Here is a 20,748-nt window from a genome sequence, read left to right on the forward strand (position 1 = left end):
GCATCCTCAGTTGCCCCACAGATCCGGGCGCGTGTCGGGGTCGATCTCGACGGCCGTTCGCGACATAACGCGTCCGTCGATATAGAGCACGTTGGCCTGGAGAAGGTCGCCCGTGGCGTGCCGCGCGCCCAGACCGGTGGCCGCGTCGCCGAAGATTTCCAGTGCGGCCTTGGGGTCGTCGGGGTCGTCGTTGTTGGCGACGAGGCTCTTGTAGTCCAGCGCGCAGATGCCGTCGGGTCGGGTGGAGAACACGGAGAGTTTCATGCGGCTGTTCATACCGTAGCTGAACTCGACAGGCTCGGTGGAGGCGGGGGGTTCGGCGGCGCCGCCACCGCCGTCGGCGGGCGCAGGAAACTCCGGCCACTTGTGGGCGGTGTACCACGGATAGTTGACGCCGAAGTGGTAATAGCTGTTGTCGAGCTGTCCACCGGGTGAACTGGCAGGATAGGCCTCCGGGGCCGAGCCGAGGTAGAAGGCGCTCATGGCGTCAGTGTAGTACCACGGGTGCAGTTGCCAGTCGAACCGCTCGCTGTGGCGGTCGCCGGCGACGGGGTAAAGAAGCCGGTCGTTGTGCCGCCACATGTTGCCGTCGTACGACGTCCAGTACCGCAGTTCGTGAACGGCTCCGCCACCGGCGCCGGTCCAGGGTCCGCCGTCAGTGTGCAGGCCGCGTAGGCGCCCGGCGATGAAATAGGTCGTCGGCACGAACCGCGGCGGGCGAGGCTGTTCCACGCCGTCGATGAACCAGTAGAACGTGCTCCAGCTGCCGTAGTGGGGCGGCGTGGAGTGTCCGCGCGGGCTCAGGGTGATCGTGACGTTCGTTCCGCCGGTAACGGTCTCGAACTTGAACTCGACTCCGGCGAAGCGATTGTAGTCGCCGTGATATCGCCCCGGCGTGGTATTGGGCATGGCATGCCATCCGTCATCGACGACGTAGAAGGGCATGGGCATCTCGGGCTTGGGCGGCTCGGGCGTGGCGGGTTGGTTGAGGAAGTCGCTCTTCCACAAGGCCTGGTCGAAGTCGCCGCCCTCGGGACAGCGGAAGATGATCGGCGTGTCGGTGTACTTTGCAAGACGGTCCTGCCATACGCCTACGGGCATGGCGCCGGTGTAGTCGCCCCGGAACATGTGGTACGCCTGTCCGATGCGCCCGAGGTTATTCAGGCACGTCAGGCGGTTCATCCGCGACGTGAAGCTCTGAACCGACGGCAGTAGCAGCGTCACCAGAACGGCGATGACTGCGACTACAACGAGCAATTCCGAGAGAGTGAAACCGCAGGCCTTTGACAGCTTCACTGCCCGCTCCTTCCATCCGGCAAGGCGATCGACCGAGGGCGCTGCCGTGATCATCCATGCACCCTCAAGCTATCACTTATTATAAACCGTCGCCGCCCGCAGTCAGGAGCTTCCTTTTCTTGTTTTTGGCATATTTTTTCGGAATGGGTGACATGGCGACGCGATGCCTTCCTTGCAGTACCTTCCGCGCATGAGAATTGTCCGAAATCCGAAATTGGTTGCGGCACTGCCCCCGCGATGCGGTTGATCATTCACGCTAGCCCGAAAACTGCATGAACCGCAGAGATCGCAGAGTACACAGAGAAGCGAATGGCTTTCTGTAAGTTTCTTTGCTCAAAACACCTCTGCGGCCTCTGCGATCTCCGCGATGAAATATCCGCCCTAGAGGTTCAAGGGGCTGACATAGTCGCCCTTGGCGGCCTGGAGTGTTTCGAGCCTCTTGCGTTGGGCAGCGAGTTCCTGGAGGACGGCCGGCGGGATCTCGGGCTCGTTGCGGTAGATGGCCTCGATGCGATCGATCTTGGCGAGGTTCTCGGGAATGCGGATTGTGAACTGCTCGACGTAGTCCTGCTGCGTGTAATCTTTGTCGAGCAGTTTCTTGAACAGCGGGGCGAGGTCCTGGTACAGCGGGAGACGCCCGGTGGGGGCCTCGATGGCCTGCACCTCGTTGTGCGAGCGAAGCTCCATCCACTTGACCCAGACCATCTTGTCCAGCCGCGTATTGAGATACTCGCCGCCGGCGTTCTTGAGGTAGTAGTTGGTGCCGTAAATTCGCGGCGCGTTGGCGGCGAGCTTGTCGCCGAAGTTCAGGTTGTTGGCGATATACCGCCCGATCGGGATGGCCACGAACTGCATGATGCTCATCAGATCGAAGGTGCGCACGCCGGTCTTGCCGACGGTGGCGGCCGTCGTTTCCGACTCGAGCGATGCGCCCATCGTCACGATGCCGTGCGTCCAGTTGAAGCTCTCCTGCACCGGGACGGAGGTGTCGCTGTCGCGTCCGCCGTACATGATGCCGCCGATGACGACGCCCGCGGGGTCGTTCCACTTGGGGTCGAGATTGGCCAGGTCCGTCAGACGCACGGTGTATCGCGCATTGGGGTGGGCCGCGGGAATCTCCACGCCGGTTGGGTCCTTCATGCCCTGGGTCCACGCGCCGGCGAAGTTCTCGCCTTGTGCGGGCAGCTCGCGCCCCATGCCCAGCCAGTAGGGGTTGGAGTCGTTGACCAGCACGTTGGAGAAGATGACTTCGCCGGGCTTGGTCAACAGATCGTAGATCGCCGGGTCGTCTTTGGGATTGACGTCGCGGATGATGCCGAAGATGCCGGCCTCGGTGTTCACGCAGCGCGCCTGCCCGTCGATGATCCGCAGGTACGCCAGGTCGTCGCCGAGGATGGTCTCGCCGCCGAGCATGGCGGTGGAGGTCTTGCCGCAGGCGCTGGGGAAGGCGCCGGTGAAGTACGTCACCCGCCCGCCCGGTCCGTGAACGCCCATGATGAACATGTGCTCGGCCAGCCAACCTTCGCGGTCGGCCTTCTGAATCGCCAGGCGCAGGGCGAGTTTCTTAAGCCCGACGGTATTGCCGGCGTACTGCGTGTTGACCGAGAGCACCATGTCCTGCGTGATGTCGATATAGATGCGCTTGTGCTCGACGTCGCTGCTGGTGAGGCGCTCGTCGACGGCCCCGGTGGCGTGCAGGAAGCGGAAGAAATCGCCGCTGCCGGCGAGCTTCTTGAACTGCTCATAACCGGGGCGGTACAGCAGGTCTTCGCTATGCACGACGTACGCCGAATCCGTGATCTGGGCGCACTGGGTGCTGAACGCCGAGTTCAGCGGACCGAGGCTGTAGAACCGCACGAACATGGTGCGGCCTTTCATCGAGCCCGTGAAGTACCCGCGGATTTCGGTCAGTCCTTCGTCGCGGTCGATCGAGCGGAGACGCTTGCCCAGCGTCATGCCCTTGGGCACGAGGTACTTGGTCACTTCAGTGTCGCGGCCCTGGTCGTTGACCATGGCGCTCTGGAAACCGTCGAAGTGTACGCTGTGACCGGGGGTCTTGAGGGCGGTCTCTTCGCGCTGGGCCAGGGCCTGGCGGCGGACCCACGCCATATCGGCCGGATCGTCGCAGAGAACCTTGACGGCGTCGGGTTGGCAAAGCGAGACGGCGTCGGCCACGAAGGCGTTGAGCTTGTCGTTGGCAAGCTTCTCAAGGTTGGCCATGCTGACGGCATCGAGTTTTGATTGCAGGATGTCTTTGTGTTTGGTGTCCATGGTCTTCCGTTCGTGGTAAGGAGCCTTCCGTGTCGACATTTGCCCAGGCCCAGCGGCGGCCACGCGTCGCCGTGCGGCGGGCAGGGCTTTATACGCAAGAAAAGCCTGTTCGTCAAGCCATAGGTGGGGGAAAAGAAAATGCGAAACTCGAAATACGAAATTCGAAACAAACAGCAAACAACGCAAGGGGCAAACAACAAGGCGGAAACTTCACGACAGGCGCCTTGCTTCTTTGTTTGCTTTATTGTTTCCTGTTGTCAGTTCCTTGTTTCGGATTTCGATATTCGGGTTTTGGATTTGTCTTTATGCCTGAGCGTCTGGCCTACATGGGCGGCACCTTCGACCCGGTGCATAACGGGCACCTTTCGATTGCGCGGGCGGTGGCTCAGCGACTCTCCGTCGACCGCGTGACGTTTGTCCCGGCAGCAGCGCCGCCGCACAAGAGCGGCGGAACCGTCGCGGGCAAGGAGGACCGCCTGGCCATGCTCGAACTGGCCGTCGGCGATCAGCCGCTGCTGGCGGTCAGTCGGATCGAGCTCGATCGCCCCGGGCCCAGCTACACCCGCGACACGCTTGTGGAACTGCGCCGCCTGGCGGGGCCCGGGCCCGAACTGGTATGGATCATCGGCGCCGACATGCTGGCCGACCTTCATCTGTGGCATCGCGCCGATGAGGTCGTGGACCTGGCGACGATCGTTACTGCCGTGCGCAGCCCTTGGGACCGGCGGCTGGAGCAGATCTTTCAGCGGCTGTCAGGGAGTTTTACGATCGAGCAGGTGGCGAGGCTTCGGCAAGGGGTTCTGAGCACGCCGCTGGCGGATGTCTCGTCGACGCTGGTGCGTGCTCGGGTGTCGGCGGGGCAATCGGTTGCCGAGCTGGTTCCGCCCGCCGTCAGCGACTATATCGCCGCGCACGGGCTCTACCGCCGGGCGCACTGAGTTACGAGCGGGGGAAAAATCGCGGCGGAGGCATCGCGCAATAGAATCTCCCCCGCGTGCTTGTCGGGCACGCAGGGGAGATTCGCCAGCACGGGCTGCAACAGGGACAACTCGGGGTTCTATCGGCTGGTCATGACCAGCACTTCGACGCGGCCTTCACGACGAAGCTTTGCGTCGCCGCAGTCGATCATCTTGATGCGGTCTCTGGGGACGCCGGCGCTGACAAGTTCATCCCGCACCGCGTTGGCGCGGCAGCGTTCGAGCTTGCGGTCTTTGCAGATCGAGCGTTCGGGCACGTCGATCCCGACGACGAGCGACGGGTTGCGTTTGACGTACTCGGCGATCTCGTTGATCATGCCGCGCTGGGTGTCCATGATCTCGCAGCTCTTTCCGCTGAACCAGAACTCGCGGTACGACGCCCAGCAGCGGATCTCGCCGGCGGGGCCTTCGGAACCGGCCGGACCGGCTTCGCCGGCTTCACCGGCAGGACCAGCGGGTCCAGCAGGACCGGCTACGCCGGCAGTGGTCGGGCCTTTGTCGCCTTCAGGACCACTGGGGCCGGAAGGACCGGCGGGGCCTTGAGGTCCGCGAGGACCGGCAGGACCCACCAGCGTCGGGCCTTTGGGACCCATGGGGCCCGCTTCGCCCGTGCGACCGGCGGGGCCTTCAGGACCGGCAGGACCGGCGACGCCGGGTTCGCTCTCGCCGACAGCGCCGGGCGATCCGGTAGCGCCTTGCGGGCCTTGCGGGCCTGCAGGACCTGCAGGACCGGCGGGACCGCGCACGTAGTCGCCGACGGGGCCTCGGGGACCGGCCGGGCCAGTGGCGCCCTTAGGTCCGCGCGGGCCTTGCGGTCCGGCCTCGCCCGCCAGAGCGCGGCCTGCCGGGCCACGCGGGCCCTTCATTCCTGGAGGTCCGGGGGGGCCTTCAGGTCCTTGCGGTCCTGCCGGACCGACAAGGTCGAACCGGCATCGTTCCTTCGGCGGGCAGTTCTTAGAGTCCTTGTCGCCAAAACAGACCCCGCACCCGCCCGCCAACGCCAGGCCCGCGACCATTCCCACAAGAGTCAATGCGCCCACAATTCTGCTTCTTGACATGATCCAGTTCCTCCCTTCGTTGTCCAAAACGTTTTTGACGCGGTTGAACCCCCCAAGGGTGCAAGCCCCGTCTGCTGATCAGGCTCTCCGGCACTTCCGGATGCCATCTGAACTCCCCATTTAGCGTGGAGGCATTACGGCCTCCCCCATCCGACAAATATTCTATGCCAAGTCAAAGCGCGAAATGGGCAGAAGTTTGAAAAGTCTTTCCGGTTCGAAAAGCGATTGCCTCTGAGGCATCACGTGTTCTTCTTGCCGGCGCCCTTTGCTTTTTCATTGCGGATGACGTTTGCGCGGCGGGCCCAGGCGTCCCACTGGGCGGCCAGCGTCGCGGCGAGAGCGGGCTTCTCCGCCGCCAGGTTGTGCAACTCCGTGCGGTCGGCCTTGAGGTCGTACAGTTCCCACGGACCCTTGTGCCCGAGGCGCACGAGCTTCATGTCGCCGGTGCGCACCGCCGCGTTGCCTTCGTGTTCCCAGAACAGGGCCTCGCGCTGAACGGGCTTGTTGTCGAACGCTGGTGTAAGGCTGCGCCCTTCCATCGGCAGGATGGCCTGGCCGTTGAACTTCGCGGGGTACGCGGCGCCGCCGACGTCTGCACAGGTGGGCATGATGTCGATCACGTGCCCCACCTGGTGCCGCAAGCCGGGCGTGCGGATGCCCGCCGGCCAGTGCGCAATCAGCGGCGTGGCGATCCCGCCCTCGTGGTTGAAGTGCTTGTATCGCCGCAGCGGCGTGTTCGACAGCGTCGCCCACGACTGCCCCTGGAATACGGTCGATCGAGGTCCGCCCGGCGGGTCGCCCTGAAGGATCCCGTTGGGCCCGCTCTCGGCGTTGCCGCCGTTATCGGACATGAACAAGATCAGCGTGTTGTCCAGCACCCCGCGCTTCTCCAGCGAGCCCACCAGCCGCCCGATTGACGCGTCCATGCGCGCTACGGTAGCCGCATAAATCGCCATGATGTGGTCGAAGCGATCTCGCTCCCTGGCGTCGAGGCTTTCCCAGGCCTTGACCGTGTCCGGGCGCGGCGACATCGCCCAGGCCTTGTCGACGATGCCCATCTCGATCTGCCGCCGGTGGCGCTCGATGCGAAGGGCGTCCCAGCCGTCCTTGTACTTGCCGCGAAAACGCGCGATCGCGTCGGCAGGGGCCTCGAGCGGAAAGTGCGGCGCATTGTGCGCCAGGTACAGAAAGAACGGTTTCTTCGCCGCGATTCCCTCATCGATGAACTTGATGCCGTAGTCGGTCCAGAGATCGGTGCTGTACCAGCTCCTGGGCAGCTCCGGGCCGTGGTTGTCGAGCTTCCTGCCGTTGAGGTAGAGCTCGGCGCGCTTGTCGTTATCGTAGTAAAACCCGCCGGCGGGGGCGTTGAGGCTGCGGTCGAAGCCCCGCTGCCAGGGAACCACGCCGTGATTCTGCCCCACGTGCCACTTGCCCGATATCGCCGTGAAGTACCCCGCCCCGCGCAGCACCTCGGCGATCGTCACGCAACGATTGTTCAGCCGCCCGCGATAGCCCGGCTGACCGTCGTCGGCGACCATGTGCCCGACGCCTGCCTGGTGCGAGTACAGTCCTGTCAACAGCGATGCGCGCGTGGGGCAGCATCGACCCGTGTTGTACACCTGGGTGAACCGCAGCCCGCGCGACGCCAGGGCGTCGATGTGCGGCGTGGGAATCTCGCCGCCGTAACAGCCGATGTCGGAGAAGCCCATGTCGTCAACAAGCACCACGACGATGTTCGGTTTGGCCGCGGCACCGTCGCCGCCGCCCCCGCGCGCCCACGACGGCAGCACCAGCGCCCCGGCCCCAACGGCAGCGGCCTTGAGAACATCACGACGAGATAAAGACGATGCGCCGCTCATGTCGGAGACTCCTTTACATGCTCACGCGGTCATCAGCATACATCGGTGATGGGGGCAATGAAAGCCTATGGAGTGCGGCAGCAGCAGCTGCCGCTTTGGAAGTTGTTCCCCAGCGGCGAGCCGCGTTGCTCTACGAGACAAGTCCATTCCCAAAACTGCCAAAGCGGCAGCTGCTGCTGCCGCACTCCATAGTTCGCTCTTTCTTTGGATCTGTTCACGCCTGCGCAGGCGGCTGGCGTTGGAGCGGGGCTACCAGCTTGAAGCGGCTGCCGCGGCCGGGGAGGGAATCGATCTCCATTTTGCCGCCGAGCAGGTCGAGCCTTTCGCGGACGCTGAAGAGCCCGAACCCGCCGCCTTTGCCGGCCTTGGCGGCCAGGGCGGCAGGGTCGAATCCGGCGCCCTCGTCGGCGACGGTGACTTCGATCTGCGAATCCGACCATCGGACGTGAACGTGCGCCGAGCGAGCGTGGGCGTGTTTGACGGCGTTGAAGAGCAATTCCTTGACCGACTGGAACAGCAGAATGATCATGTCCTCGGGACCCGGTGCGTCGTCCCCGTCGGCATGGACATCCACGCGCAGGCCGTGCTTGTGCTGCATCCAACGTCCCAGCCACTCCAGGCCGGCGATCAGCCCGCCCTCGTGGAGGATCGGCGGGGAAAGATCCCCCGTCAGCGACCGCGAGCACTCGATGGACTGGTCGAGCAGCTCCCGCACGTCCACCGCGGCCTTTTGGGTCTTGGGATCGCTTGATCGCTCCAACGGGACGAGGCGGAACTTGGCGCCGACCAGGAGCTGCTGGAGGTCGTCGTGAAGCACCTCGGCCAGGCGGCGCCGCTCGCGCTGCTCGACCAGCGTCAGTTCCGACGCCAGATGCGCCAACTGGATCGAGCGGTCGCGAAGGGCGTCCTGGGCGCGCTTGGCCTCGGTGATGTCGATGCCCATCTCCATGATCAGGGACGAACCGTCGGAATCAGTGAAGGGAAAGTCGAAGATGTCATACGTGTGGCCGTTTGGGCCGGTCCACTCCCAGTGGTGGGGGGCGTGGGTCTTGAAAACGGTGAAGGTTTCGCAATCTTCGCACGGCTGCGTGCGCTCGAAGAGGTACTCGTAGCACCGCCGGCCATGGGATTTTCCAAAGTTCTCCTCGAAGAACCGGTTGGCAAAGGGTACGTAGTAATCCCTATTCAGCAGGACGACGTAGACCGGCAGGGTCTCCAGCACGTCGAAGAGGCGCTGGCGTTCGCCCTTGGCGGCGTCGGTGGCCTTGGCCAGTTCGATGGTTCTCTCGATGACGCGGCGTTCGAGTTCGTCGTGCGCCTGCCGCAGGGCTTCCTGGGCCCGCACGTTGGCCTCGTGCAGGCGGATGGAACTGATCCCGACCGACACGTCGTCAGCCAGTTCCGCCAGCAGGCGCGTCTGCTCATCGGTGAAGCCCTCGGGCAGCGTGGAATAGATCGAGATCGCGCCCATTGCCTTGCCGCGGGACATCAGCGGCAGGACCAGCGAGGAGGCATAGCCGCGTTTGACGGCTTCGCTGCGCCAGGGCAGGAACTTGGGGTCGGTCTGCATGTTGCGGCAGGTGGCGGGCTTTCCCGAGCGGATGGCAGTGCCGGTGGGTCCGCGCCCTCGCGGCGTATCGGCCCAGCTAAGTTGCAGCGTTTCAAGGTAGCCTTGCTCGAATCCCGCCGAGGCGACCGGCCGGACGCTCTTGCCGGGGTCGTCGTGTGCGAATCCGATCCAGACCATGGCGTGGCCACAGTCCTCGATGATGATCTTGCAGACTTCCTGGAGATACTGGTCCTCGTTGACGGCGCGGGTCATGGCCTGGCTGGAGTGCCGCAAGGCTACCAGCGTGCGGTTGAGGATGCCCAGCTCATTCTCGGCTGCCTTGCGGGCGGTGATATCGGTGAAGATCACGGCAAACTGCAGCGGGGCCGGCTGGTAAGCAAATACCTCGTACCATCGCCCCAGTGCGGCGGAGTAGTTCTCGAACCGGCAGGCCTCGCCGGTCAGGGCCACCTTGCCGTAGGTGTCGATCCAATGCTGCTCCGTCTGGGGCAGGACCTCCAGCACGCGCTTGCCGATGATCTCTTCCCGCCTGAGCCCGGTCAACTGCTCGAAGGCCGGATTGACATCGAGGAACCGGTAATCCACCGGCCGTCCCGTTTCATCAGTGACGACCTCATGCAGGGAGAATCCCTCGACCATGTTGGTGAACAGCGAGTGGAAGCGCTTTTCGCTCTCGGTCAGGGCTTGCTGAGAGCGGCGTTTCTCCGTCACGTCGTGAAAGACCAGCACGGCCCCGATCACCTCGCCGGCGGCGTCGCGGATGGGAGCTGCGCTGTCCTCGATGGGCACTTCGCTGCCGTCTCGGCGGCGCAGGGCGGTGTGGTTGGCCAGCGTCAGGGCCTTCTTCTCGCGAAGGACCTTGCCGACCGGGTCGCCCGCCGGCTGCCCCGTTCGCTCGTCGATAATGTGGAAGACCGACGTGACAGGTTGGCCGGCGGCCTCCGATTCGTTCCAGCCGGTTACCGAGGCGGCTTCGGGATTGAGGAAGGTCACTCGCCCCTGTGCGTCGGTGGCGATGACGGCGTCGCCGATGCTGGTCAGCGTGACGCGCAGCCACTCGCGCTGGCGCTGCAGCTCCTCCTCGCCCGCTTTGTGCGGGGTGACTGGAACAGCGGGGAATTGAGCCATGGCGTGGCCTTTCGCGGGCTAATGTTGCCTCAGTATCATTCATTCAGACTATCAAAATTCAGTGGCAGTCTAAATAGGAAAAAGGCTGCAAATTGAATAGGGGAAATACCTAAGACAGGAGCTCGCCTCCAGTCGCAGGCACACACCTTCGTCCTTTCGCCGGGCATATCGAATTCTCTTGCTCGCTCGGCGCTGGTTCGTTATCATCCGTGCATCATCGAGAGTGCGCGAGGGTTCTGGCCCGACGACCGCACGGCAACCTGTCGCGGACGATGTTGGAAAGCGATAAGGTGCCGCAGCCATCCCGCAAGGGGCCGATGTGACCCGCTCCGCAGCGGGTAAACAAGCCGAAACTTTGCGATGTTGGCGCCTCTCCTTGCGAGAGGTTTTTTTATGTGAAAACCAGTAATCAGAAATCAATAACCGGGCAACACACAGCAGTGATTACTGATTACCGATTACTGATTACTTGACTCTCAAGAAGGAGTAAGCAGCAACATGACTGATTCCGCCAACTACCGCCTTGGCACCAAGGCCCTTCACGCTGGGCAGGAGCCCGATCCGGCCACGCTCTCGCGAGCCGTGCCCATCTACGCCACCAGCAGCTATCTGTTCAAGAGCACCGACCATGCGGCCGCGCTGTTTGGGCTGCAGGAATTCGGCAACATCTACACCCGCCTGATGAACCCCACCAACGACGTGCTGGAGAAGCGCCTGGCCGCCCTCGACGGCGGCGTCGGCGGCCTGGCGTTCGCCAGCGGGATGGCCGCCATCACGGCCGCGGTGCTGACCATCACGCACTCGGGGCAGAACTTCATCGCCTCGACGAGCCTCTACGGCGGGACGTGGACGCTGTTCTCGCAGACGCTCAAGAACCTGGGCGTCGAGGTGCGGTTCTTCGACCCGGACAAGCCCGAGCTGATCCGCAAACTGGCCGACGCCAACACGCGCTGCGTGTACCTCGAGTCGATCGGAAACCCCAAGAACGACGTGCCGGACCTGGCGGGAATCTGCTCGACCGCCCACAGCCTGGGCCTGCCGGTCATCGTCGACAACACCGTCACCACGCCGGTGCTGCTGCGCCCCATCGAGCACGGGGCCGATATCGTCGTGTACTCGACGACCAAGTTCATCGGCGGACACGGCGTACATGTCGGCGGGGCCATCGTCGACAGCGGGCGATTCCGCTGGGCGGACGACCCCAAGCGCTGGCCGGAGTTCTGCGCGCCGGACCCGTCGTATCACGGCATGGTCTTTGCCGAGGCGCTGGCGCCCATGGGCAACATCGCCTATATCATCCACATTCGCACCCACTGGCTGCGCGACACCGGGGCGTGCATGAGCCCCTTCGCCGCGTTTCTGTTCCTGATGGGCCTGGAGACGCTGCACCTGCGCATGCCCAGACACTGCCAGAACGCCCAGACGCTGGCCCAGTGGCTCGAGAAGCACCCCGCCGTCGAAAAGGTGACCTACGCGGGCCTGCCCAGCAGCCCCTATCACGCCAACGCGCGGCGGTACCTGCCCGGCGGGGCCGGCGCGATCGTCGGCTTCGATATCAAGGGCGGCAAAGACGCCGGCGTCAAGTTCATCAACGCCGTAAAGCTCGCCAGCCACCTGGCCAACATCGGCGACGCCAAGACACTGGTGATTCACCCGGCCTCGACGACGCACCAGCAGCTCAGCGAAGACGAGCAACGCGCCGCCGGCGTGACGCCTTCGTACATCCGCATGAGCGTGGGCATCGAAGATGTCGAAGACATCCGCGAAGACCTCGACCAGGCCCTCAAGGCCTCGCAGGTTTGACCGGGAAGATTCACCGCGGAGATCGCGGAGATCGCGGAGAAAGACAGAGAAAGGAATGATGGAAGAATGGAAGCTGACGTTCGGCGCGTACCCAGTATTCCATCCTTCCAGTATTCCACTATTCCCTGTCCCTATCCCCCTCTGCGTTCTCTGCGACCTCTGCGGTGAGATGGATTTAGAATGACCGAAAGTTTCCAAAGTTCGGATTCGATTCGCGGGGTTGGGCCGCTGCGCCATGCGCGGCGGGCGGTGTTCGATCAGCCGCTGACGCTGGAACGCGGCGGGCGGCTCGAGCAGATCGAAGTCGTCTACGAAACGTACGGCCGCCTCAACGCCGCAGCCGACAACGCGGTCTGGATCTGCCACGCCCTGTCGGGCGATTCGCACGTGGCGCGCCACGACGAAGGCGACGATGCGGGCTGGTGGGACCTGGCGGGTTTCGTCGGGCCCGGCTGCCCGATCGACACCGACCGCTATTTCGTGATCTGCCCCAATATCCTGGGCGGCTGCCGCGGAACGACCGGGCCGGGAAGCCTCAATCCCGCAACGGGCAAACCGTATGGACCGGCGTTCCCGACGATCACCATCGGCGACATGGTCGAAGTGAACCGGCGCCTCATGAACCACCTGGGCATCCGCAAGCTCCTTGCCGTCATCGGCGGCTCGATGGGCGGCCACCAGGTGCTCCAGTGGGCCGCGCGGTACGGCGACGAGATGGCCGGCGTGATTCCGCTGGCGTCGTCGGCGCGGTTGAGCAGCCAGGCGCTGGCGTTCGACGTGGTCGCCCGCAACGCGATTTTGCGCGACCCGCACTTTTTCGGCGGCGAATACTACGACAAGATCGCCGGTCCCAGCGTCGGCCTGGCGATTGCCCGCATGATCGGGCACATCACGTACCTCTCGCGCGAGGCGATGCAGGAGAAGTTCGAGAGCGACCGCCTGGCCCCGCGCGACGTGGCCATCGAGTTTGAAAAAGAGTTCTCCGTCGGCACGTACCTGGGCTACCAGGGCAGCAAGTTCGTCGAGCGGTTCGACGCCAACAGCTACATCGCCCTGTCGATGGCGATGGACCTGTTCGACCTGGGCGCCACGCCCGAGCGCCTGGCGGAGGTCTTCCGTCGCAGCAGTGCGCGATGGCTGGTCGTCAGCTTCAGCAGCGACTGGCTGTTCAGCCCCGCCGAGTCGCAGCACATTGTCAACGCGCTGATCAAGGCCCAGCGCGCGGTCTCGTACTGCAACGTCGCAAGCACCTGCGGGCATGACGCCTTCCTGCTCGACAACGAGGTGCGCGTCTACGGCGAGCTGGTGCGGGCATTCCTGGGCGACCTCAGCGGCGACGCCCACGACGACGGACCCGGCGACGCCGACGACGCCGGGGGCATCAGCCATACGAATATCTTCAGCCCCAGCCGACCCCAGCGGCTGGACTACAGCCTCATCGCCAGCCTCATCGAGCCCGGCGCCAGCGTGCTGGACCTGGGCTGCGGCAGCGGCGGGCTCTTGACGCAGCTTCGCCTTCGCGGCCACCAGGTGCTGCACGGCATTGAGATCGACGAGCAGGAGATCATCGCGTGCGTGCGTCGCGGGCTGAGCGTCATGCACGCCGACCTGAACAACGGCCTGCGGTCGTTCGGCGACGGGCAGTTCGACTGCGTGGTGCTCTCGCAGACGCTGCAGGCGATCAAGGACGTCGAGCAGGTGGTGGCCGACATGCTGCGGGTGGGGCGGCGATGCGTGGTGAGCTTCCCCAACTTCGGTTATCGCAAGCTGCGGGAGATGCTTTACCACGAGGGGCGGGCGCCGCGCAGCGAAGGGCTCCTGCGCTACACGTGGTACAACACGCCCAACATCCGCTTCCTGACGCTGGACGACTTCGAAGCCTTCTGCAGCGACAAGGGCATCACCATCCACCGCCGCGTGGCGCTGGACACCGAAAAGGCAAAAGAGATCACGCTGGACCCCAATCGAAACGCCGACCTGGCGATCTTCGTGCTCAGCCGGTAGGGGGGATAGGTATGGGACCGATAGGACTTATGGGACCTATGAAAAACGATTCTCACTCCTATTAGTCCTGTGGTTCCTATAGGTCCCATGCGTCGTATAGGTCTTATTTCCTCCAAGGCTTTTGCGGGAATGGCCGCCCCAGAAGCTTACCCAACTCGCTATGCACATCTGAGCTGCGCAGGAGCGGGGGCAGGGGGCCCGCGGTAGACATGATGAATGTCGTGCTGTTGGTCTTGTTGAGGCTGCCGTGGGTCGACGCCACTTTCACTTTCCCGGAAAAATACGTTGCGCCGTAATAGCGATCATTGGCCAGCGAGGCGATCACGTCGGGCGGGTTCTGCACCAGATCGTGGTGCGCCCCCCAGAGACGCTGCAGCGGGATGGGGTAGTCGTGGCGGCCGCTCAAAGCCAGCATCTCATCGGCTGTATACGATCGCGAGAAATCATCCAGGACGCCTTGGAGGCGCAGCGGGTCGCCTCGGACGGGGCTGTAGCGATAGGCGTTCTTCTCCGCGCGGCGGATCAAGGCTTTCTGGCCGTTGCGCCCGAGCACGGCCACCGCGTCGCCTTCGAGGTAGCTGACCAGTTCGACGCCATCGATGGCAATGAGGTCGGCGGCCAGTTCGGCGCGGCGGCCCGTCACGAAGTTTGCCGTCGTCACCAGTCCGAACGGTACGGGCACGACGCTCTTGTCGCCCTTGAGCGACTCACCGACCTGCCATCCCTTGTCCTTGAGCAGGTCGTCGAAATCCAGGAGCTGCGCCGCGGTATAGCTGTGTCCGTGGTCGGCCAGCAGCGTGATCTTCACCTTGCCCCGGTACATCTGCAAGGTCTGGAGCACCATTTGCTCGACGCGTTCCAGGGCGCGACGCTGCCCCTCCTCGCCGTCGGCGGTGCTGATGCCGGCCGAACTGACAAAGTATGCCAGGAACTCCCGCTGCCCGTCGGCGACGCTGCGTTCGAAGGCGGACATGCAACTTCCGGTTTCGCTGATGAAGGTTTTCCACGGTGCGACGTAGGCGATGGCGTCGGTGAAGGTGCCGGCGCGGTAATCCATCATCGTGTTGTATGGCTGATTGATACCGGCCAGATAGTCTCGCGGTCCGCCCTTGAGTTCGTTCTCTTGCCTGTTGAAATATGCAGACTCCAATGCCCTGGGGGGCGGTCCATTCAGCAGGCGCTGCATGGCCGGGTCGGTCAGCGTCGGGTACGGCGCGATGAGGCGGGAGGGCCTGTGAAAGACCCGCAGATTACGCTGGGCGTAGTAACGCTCCAGTACGTCGAACCCGAATCCGTCCAGGATCAGCACCAGGTGCGGGCACTGCCCGGCGGGAATGTCGTCCAGCCGGATGATCTCATCCGGCCGGCCGCTCGTGCCGGCTGAATAGCCGATGCGATCGACCCGCCCGTCGGCATCGGCAAGGAGGAAGAAGTCATTCGTTCTGTCGCCGTCGGTGTCGTAGGCGCGAAAGGCGCCGCCGGCCAGACCGTTCTCGGCCGCCGGTTTGGACGGGAACGTGATAGCCTTTGCGCATCCGCGGCAAACCACGGCGGCAATGATAGCCGCCAACAGAGCAAGGATGTCCAGTCTCATAAGAGCCTCTGGCAGGATTCTAGTCAGGGCAAACTGCACTCTTTCAAATTTCGCCGCCTGTGGGTACATGTATCCTCATGCGTGCGCTGGTGTACGACGTAAAACCCGCGGGGTGGGCGGCCTGCTGGGCCTTGCGAAAGGTCTGGCGCGGTTGCCAGTTGACGCCCCTGAACGGGCTGTCGCTGCGCGAGATGAACGTGCCGGATCTTCCGACGGGGCAGTGGGTGCGCGTCTCGACCCGCCTGGCGGGAATCTGCGGAACCGACTGCGCCATCCTCGCTCAGAAGCAGGTTCCCGACTCGATTCTGCAGGCGTTCAGCTCAATGCCTTTCGTTCTTGGGCATGAAAACGTCTCGGTCGTCGAGGCGGTGGGGGCCGAAGTCGCCGGCGAGTGGGTGGGGCGGCGCGTCTGCGTGGATCCCGGTCTGAGCTGCCCCGTGCGCGGGATCGACCCGCCGTGCGGGGCGTGCGCGGCGGGGCATTTCGGCGCGTGCGAGAACTTCGGCGCCGACGGCCAGGGCGAGTCTCGTCTGCCGCCGGGCACCAGTGTGGGGTACAACCGCGCCACCGGCGGGGCGTTTGCCGAATCGTTCGTGGCTCACGTCAGCCAACTCGTGCCGGTGCCGGACAGCCTGAGCGACGAACAGGCGGTGCTGACCGATCCTCTGGCCTGCAGCCTTCACGCGGTGCTGCGATCGGATCGGCTTGCCTCAGCGCGGCGGGTGCTGGTGTATGGGGCGGGTATGCTGGGCCTGGGCGTGATCACGTCGCTGCGGGCGATGGATTATGGCGGCGAGATCCACGTTATCGTGCGCCGTCCCAGCCAGGCGAAGATGGCCATGGCGATGGGGGCCTCGCGATGCCTGCAACTGCCCGCTGATCGCCGGGGGCGGTACCAGGCAATCGCCGAGGCAACCGGCGCGAGCATCCATCGCGTCCGATTCGACAACTGCACTCTGACGGGCGGGTATGACGTGGTCTTCGAATGCGTCACCAGCGCCGCCAGCCTGACTGAGTCGCTGCGATGGACGCGAAGCCGCGGCGAGGTGATCTATCTCGGAACTGGACGCGCCGCCGGCGCCGACTTGACCGCCTTGTGGTTCCAGGAACTCGACGTGCGGGGCGCGTACGGCCGGCAGATTGAACGCCTCGGCTCGCGGCAGATCGCGACGTATCCGCTGGTTCATGAGTTGATGGCCGGCGGGCGGCTCAAAACCGAGGGGCTTCTGACGCATACGTTCGAGCTGGGCGATTACCGCCGCGCACTGGCCACGGCAATGCATATGCGCGGGCCCGGCGCCATCAGAGTAGCTTTCGATTTCCGCAAGCAATAGACCGTGTGGATGCCATGGCGGCCGTTGTTCCGCCGCCATGTCCCTGATGCCCGGCGGCGGCATGGCGGCAGAGAAACGGCCGTCACGTCGCCCAGGCAAGAAAAACAAGGAAAGGACGATTATGGCCGCCAAAGGGAAAGCGATCGTGGGCGTGGTGATGGGCAGCGACAGCGATCTGGAGACGATGAAGCGCTGCCTGGCCCAACTGAAGGAACTGGGCGTGGCGTACGAGGTGCGGATCGTCTCGGCGCATCGGACGCCCGAAGAAGCCCACCAGTACGCCGCGACGGCAGCGTCGCGCGGGCTCAAGATCATCATTGCCGCGGCGGGCATGAGCGCCGCCCTGGCCGGCGTGATGGCCGCAAGCACCACCCTTCCGGTAATCGGCGTGCCCATGGACAGCGGATCGCTCAACGGGCTCGACGCGGCCTTGAGCACCATGCAGATGCCCCCGGGGGTCCCGGTTGGCTGCATGGCTATCGGCGCCGCCGGGGCGACCAACGCGGCTGTCTACGCCGCCGCCATCCTGGCGCTGGGCGACAAGGCCCTGGCCCGCAGGCTCGCTCAATTCAAGCGGAGCCAGCGCGACAAGGTTCTGCGCAAGAACGAGCAGGTTCAGAGCACCTTGTAGCGTCAGCTATAACAGCGGCGTGGTTCCGCGCGGATTGACCTTGGGCGCCTCGACGGATTTCTGAATCGCGCTGAGTTGACCGGTGCTGGTGTTGTAATACCATCCGCCCGAGCCGGATGTGGGTGCGGGGCTGGCCGTGCCGAAGATGATGGTCTTGGCCATAGAACTCGATGCCTTGGGGTTCTTGGGCCACTCCGGCAGATACGGACCCAGCGTTCCGTCTTTGCTGATGTTGCCATTGGCGTCGGTTTTGGAGATCAGGCGGGCAATTGCGTTGGTCGTGTCGAGCTTGCCGGCGGCATTGAGATGCGGGCCTCGATCGTTGTGCTGGATCGTGTAGAGACCGATGGCCTTCTGTGCCGTGGCCAGATCGGAAGCCAGGGCGGCCTCGAGGGCGTCCTGGCTGGAGTTGGTGAAATAGGGAATGACGATCATCGCCAGGATCCCCAGGATCACCACCACGATCAGGATCTCGACCAGCGTGAAGCACCGGTCGGGGCCTTTGCCCCCGCGGGCGCGAGTTTCCGGCCAAGTCTTCGTTATCATCGTGATATTCCTCAGAGGCGCACTACCAGCGTTTGTCCGTCAATGGTCAGCAGGACTGACTGACTGTCGATTCGCATCACCCGCGCCCCCTCGATCTGATCGCCCGTCTGCAGGGCGTGCCCGTTGATAATGGCTGCCGGGCCCGATGGTCCGTACATCACGCCGCTGAGCTTGAAGGAACTCGCCGTGGGAGCAGGCGCTATGGTTTGCGGGCCTGTCGCGGCCGCCACCGCTTGCGGTGCAGCGTCCTCTGGGCTGATCGTTTCAAACGCCACCGCCGCGCAAGGCTTGGGCGTGTTGCAGGGCAATCCGTCCCTGTTCACTGCCGGTACGTTTTGCTGGGGGTCGACGTCTGGGGCCCCTGCAGGGACGTCTGTCTTTACTGTCGCCGCCGGCGGCGCGGCATGCGGACGGGCGGCGCCCGTGATGACAAGTGTTGCCAACGCCGCAGCGCCCAGGAGGAGCGCCCCGACGGCCGACTTCGCCGCCAGACTCGACCGTCCGGACGGGGAAGGCAGTTCCCGCAGCGGCGACGCCATAGCAGGATCGAGGCGGGGCTTCTCCAGTTCAGCTCGCTTCAGCGCGTCGTTGATCAGGCTCATGACACGCTCCCTTTGAGCTCACGGGCAGCCAGCCGCACCAGCCGGCGGCTGATCGCCGGCGTCTGGCTGACGTAACCGGCCAGCAACGCCTTATCGCCCAGGGCGTTGATCAGCCGCGGCGTGCCTCGGGCGAAGCGGTGGATCGCCCGGACGGCGGAGGGTTCGAAGTGCAGCCCGCGCGAACTGCCCGCCAGGCCCGCCACGTTCAGGCGGTGGCGCAGATATTCGGCCGTATCGGTGCGGGTCATCGTGCCCAGGTGATAGCGTACGGTGATGCGCTGCGAGAGCTGTCGCAGGTCCTGCCGCGCCAGCGTGTGCGCCAGTTCCGGCTGACCGACCAGGATGATCTGCAGCAGTTTCTGCTTTTCGGTTTCGAGGTTGCTCAGCAACCGAACCATCTCCAGGGCCTGGACGGACATCGTCTGGGCCTCGTCGACGATCAACACCGCGTCCTGTCCGGCGCAGTTGACCTCGATCAGGTGGTAGTTGATCGCCTGGAGCAGGTCGAAGTGGTCGCGACCGACGCCGACGAGCCCGAACTCCTGCGCGATCGCCCGCAGCAGGTGGGTTTCGCTCATGGCCGCGGGGTTGAGCAGCAGGGCGGTCTGGTACTTCTCGCCCAGGCGGTTCAGCAGTGCGCGGCAGAGCGTGGTCTTGCCGGCCCCGACCTCGCCCGTCAGAAGAATGAATCCCTTGCGCTGCTGCACGCCGTAAAGCAAATGGTTCAGCGCTTCCTGATGCTGGTCGGTCAGGTAGAGAAAACGCGGATCGGGCGTGATGTTGAACGGCTCTTCTTTGAGCCCATAGAAGTCTATGTACATGCCGCAAATCCTCGATTCCATTCACGCGGCCGACATTTGGTCCATCAATGCCGTGTTACTTTCTTCGGCGAAATGAGAAATGTTGCTTGATGGTTTCACGTGGAGGGGAAATGCGAGGCATTGCTTGTCTTGTTAGCGGTCGAGCCCGCCACGGCGGATCTTCGACTTGCTCGACGGGTCTTTCCTGTCGCCAACAACCGCGCGGCGCAAGCCCCGCCGCTGACATTCGCCGCTGGTTGCCCCTCACCCAGCCTGCGTCAGCAGCTTGTGCAGGGCCGGCAGGGTCGCCCGGTGGTCGCCGCGGATGTAGAAGCTTGTCCCGCCGTCGGCGACGGTGCGCACCAGCACGGTCTTGTACGGGCGGTAGTAGTACTCGAAGCTGTCCTTGGGAGCCTCGGCGTGTATGTCGCCCGACAGCGGCAGCAGATCGAAAACTGCCGAGGTGATATGACGGATCTGGCGGCCTTGCTGAAACGCCACATTGCGGGCCATCGCCAGGGCCTTGAGGTAGACCTCCGGTCCCATGACGGCAGAGCCGTAGCAGAGCACGGCGCCGTCTTCGATAGTCTCGATCGCCCGGGCGAGGATCAGGAAGTCGCGATAGCTCGCCTCGCCGACGGCCGCCCCGTCGCAGTTGGGGTGCTCATGCAGGATGTCGTAGCCGATCCCGACATGCACCGTCGCGGGCACCGACGCCTCGTACGCGGCGGCGAAGATCGAGACGTCCTTGTGCGGCAGGTTGTCTCGGCAAATCGCCCGGCCGACGGCTTCGCCCAGGCCCAGGCCCTCGACGTTGCCGGTTGACACGATCGTGTTGAGGTCGCCGGTTTCCTGCCACAGCCCAAACTGCCCCGCGCGGATGTAATGCGCCACCGACTCGGTGCTGGCGCCGATGCGGGCCAATTCATAATCATGGATAGCGCAGGCCCCGTTCATCGCCAGGGCGCTGATCCACCCGCCGCGGATCAAGTCGATCACGTAGCGGGACAGGCCCTGCTTGATCACGTGGGCGCCCATGAACATCACCACTCCGGCGCCGCGGTCGCGGGCGGTTCGCATAGCCGCCGCGACGGCAGGCAGATCGGGGTGCTCAAAAGGCACAGGGCGCTGGCCGACCTGCAACACCGATCCGAGATCCATTTCGTGCCGCCGCTGGTCCAGCGGCTCAAGATGCAACGCGCTGCGGTCGAACAGGGGGTATTTGCTGGGCATGTCGTGCTCCCGTGTCTGGTGAGTGATTATCCCCAAATGCCG

The 20,748-nt window shown here is 64.3% G+C and carries 15 protein-coding genes and 1 riboswitch; of the genes, 5 read left to right on the forward strand and 10 right to left on the reverse strand.

Annotated elements, in window-relative coordinates; all coding sequences use genetic code 11:
* Window positions 1–6: 6 nt before the first annotated feature.
* Both ABFD92_20320 and ABFD92_20325 read right to left on the reverse strand, forming a co-directional pair.
* A complete protein-coding gene (locus tag ABFD92_20320) occupies window positions 7–1,296 on the reverse strand; it encodes a prepilin-type N-terminal cleavage/methylation domain-containing protein (GenBank protein MEN6506885.1) in 1,290 nt (429 codons plus the stop codon).
* Between the two features lie 381 nt (window positions 1,297–1,677).
* Window positions 1,678–3,567 carry a phosphoenolpyruvate carboxykinase (GTP) gene (locus tag ABFD92_20325; protein MEN6506886.1) on the reverse strand — a complete coding sequence of 630 codons (1,890 nt, stop codon included), beginning with the start codon at window positions 3,565–3,567 and terminating at the stop codon, window positions 1,678–1,680.
* 305 nt (window positions 3,568–3,872) lie between these two features.
* Between ABFD92_20325 and nadD the strand changes: the two genes are divergently transcribed.
* Complete coding sequence (nadD, locus tag ABFD92_20330; GenBank protein MEN6506887.1) at window positions 3,873–4,505, forward strand: nicotinate-nucleotide adenylyltransferase; 633 nt, start codon at window positions 3,873–3,875, stop codon at window positions 4,503–4,505.
* Between the two features lie 119 nt (window positions 4,506–4,624).
* On the opposite strand, the gene ABFD92_20335 is transcribed toward nadD, so the two are convergent.
* The 3 genes from ABFD92_20335 to ABFD92_20345 form a co-directional block, all read right to left on the reverse strand.
* The gene (locus tag ABFD92_20335; GenBank protein ID MEN6506888.1) at window positions 4,625–5,584 is read right to left on the reverse strand and encodes a hypothetical protein; all 960 of its coding nucleotides are present in this window, start codon (window positions 5,582–5,584) and stop codon (window positions 4,625–4,627) included.
* Between the two features lie 257 nt (window positions 5,585–5,841).
* Entirely contained in the window at window positions 5,842–7,461 is a 1,620-nt protein-coding gene (locus ABFD92_20340) for an arylsulfatase (protein ID MEN6506889.1), read from the reverse strand.
* A gap of 214 nt (window positions 7,462–7,675) precedes the next feature.
* Window positions 7,676–10,159 (reverse strand): PAS domain S-box protein, encoded by a 2,484-nt coding sequence (locus tag ABFD92_20345; protein MEN6506890.1) that lies wholly within the window; start codon window positions 10,157–10,159, stop codon window positions 7,676–7,678.
* A 211-nt stretch (window positions 10,160–10,370) separates the two neighbouring features.
* A riboswitch (SAM riboswitch) is annotated at window positions 10,371–10,483 on the forward strand.
* A 174-nt stretch (window positions 10,484–10,657) separates the two neighbouring features.
* On the opposite strand from ABFD92_20345, the gene ABFD92_20350 reads away from it, so the two are divergent.
* Both ABFD92_20350 and ABFD92_20355 read left to right on the forward strand, forming a co-directional pair.
* Entirely contained in the window at window positions 10,658–11,962 is a 1,305-nt protein-coding gene (locus ABFD92_20350; GenBank protein ID MEN6506891.1) for an O-acetylhomoserine aminocarboxypropyltransferase/cysteine synthase, read from the forward strand.
* A 180-nt stretch (window positions 11,963–12,142) separates the two neighbouring features.
* Window positions 12,143–13,966, forward strand: coding sequence for a homoserine O-acetyltransferase (locus ABFD92_20355; GenBank protein ID MEN6506892.1), 1,824 nt, complete (start codon window positions 12,143–12,145; stop codon window positions 13,964–13,966).
* Between the two features lie 103 nt (window positions 13,967–14,069).
* Here the strand turns inward: ABFD92_20355 and ABFD92_20360 are convergent, their stop codons facing one another.
* A complete protein-coding gene (locus ABFD92_20360; GenBank protein MEN6506893.1) occupies window positions 14,070–15,560 on the reverse strand; it encodes a hypothetical protein in 1,491 nt (496 codons plus the stop codon).
* 77 nt (window positions 15,561–15,637) lie between these two features.
* Between ABFD92_20360 and ABFD92_20365 the strand changes: the two genes are divergently transcribed.
* Both ABFD92_20365 and purE read left to right on the forward strand, forming a co-directional pair.
* Entirely contained in the window at window positions 15,638–16,894 is a 1,257-nt protein-coding gene (locus ABFD92_20365) for an alcohol dehydrogenase catalytic domain-containing protein (GenBank protein MEN6506894.1), read from the forward strand.
* A gap of 121 nt (window positions 16,895–17,015) precedes the next feature.
* Window positions 17,016–17,525, forward strand: coding sequence for a 5-(carboxyamino)imidazole ribonucleotide mutase (gene purE / locus ABFD92_20370; protein ID MEN6506895.1), 510 nt, complete (start codon window positions 17,016–17,018; stop codon window positions 17,523–17,525).
* Between the two features lie 6 nt (window positions 17,526–17,531).
* Here the strand turns inward: purE and ABFD92_20375 are convergent, their stop codons facing one another.
* The 4 genes from ABFD92_20375 to ABFD92_20390 all read right to left on the reverse strand — a co-directional run bounded on the left by ABFD92_20375 (window position 17,532) and on the right by ABFD92_20390 (window position 20,706).
* A complete protein-coding gene (locus tag ABFD92_20375; GenBank protein MEN6506896.1) occupies window positions 17,532–18,071 on the reverse strand; it encodes a prepilin-type N-terminal cleavage/methylation domain-containing protein in 540 nt (179 codons plus the stop codon).
* 11 nt (window positions 18,072–18,082) lie between these two features.
* Entirely contained in the window at window positions 18,083–18,673 is a 591-nt protein-coding gene (locus tag ABFD92_20380; GenBank protein MEN6506897.1) for a hypothetical protein, read from the reverse strand.
* Window positions 18,670–19,494: an AAA family ATPase gene (locus ABFD92_20385; protein ID MEN6506898.1), complete on the reverse strand. Its 825-nt coding sequence runs from the start codon at window positions 19,492–19,494 to the stop codon at window positions 18,670–18,672. Before ABFD92_20385 ends, ABFD92_20380 begins: the two co-directional genes overlap by 4 nt.
* Window positions 19,495–19,737: 243 nt before the next feature.
* On the reverse strand, window positions 19,738–20,706 hold the full coding sequence (locus ABFD92_20390) for a hypothetical protein (protein ID MEN6506899.1): 969 nt from the start codon (window positions 20,704–20,706) through the stop codon (window positions 19,738–19,740).
* Window positions 20,707–20,748 lie beyond the last annotated feature (42 nt).

Source organism: Planctomycetaceae bacterium, assembly GCA_039680605.1.
Lineage (GTDB): Bacteria > Planctomycetota > Phycisphaerae > SM23-33 > SM23-33 > JAJFUU01.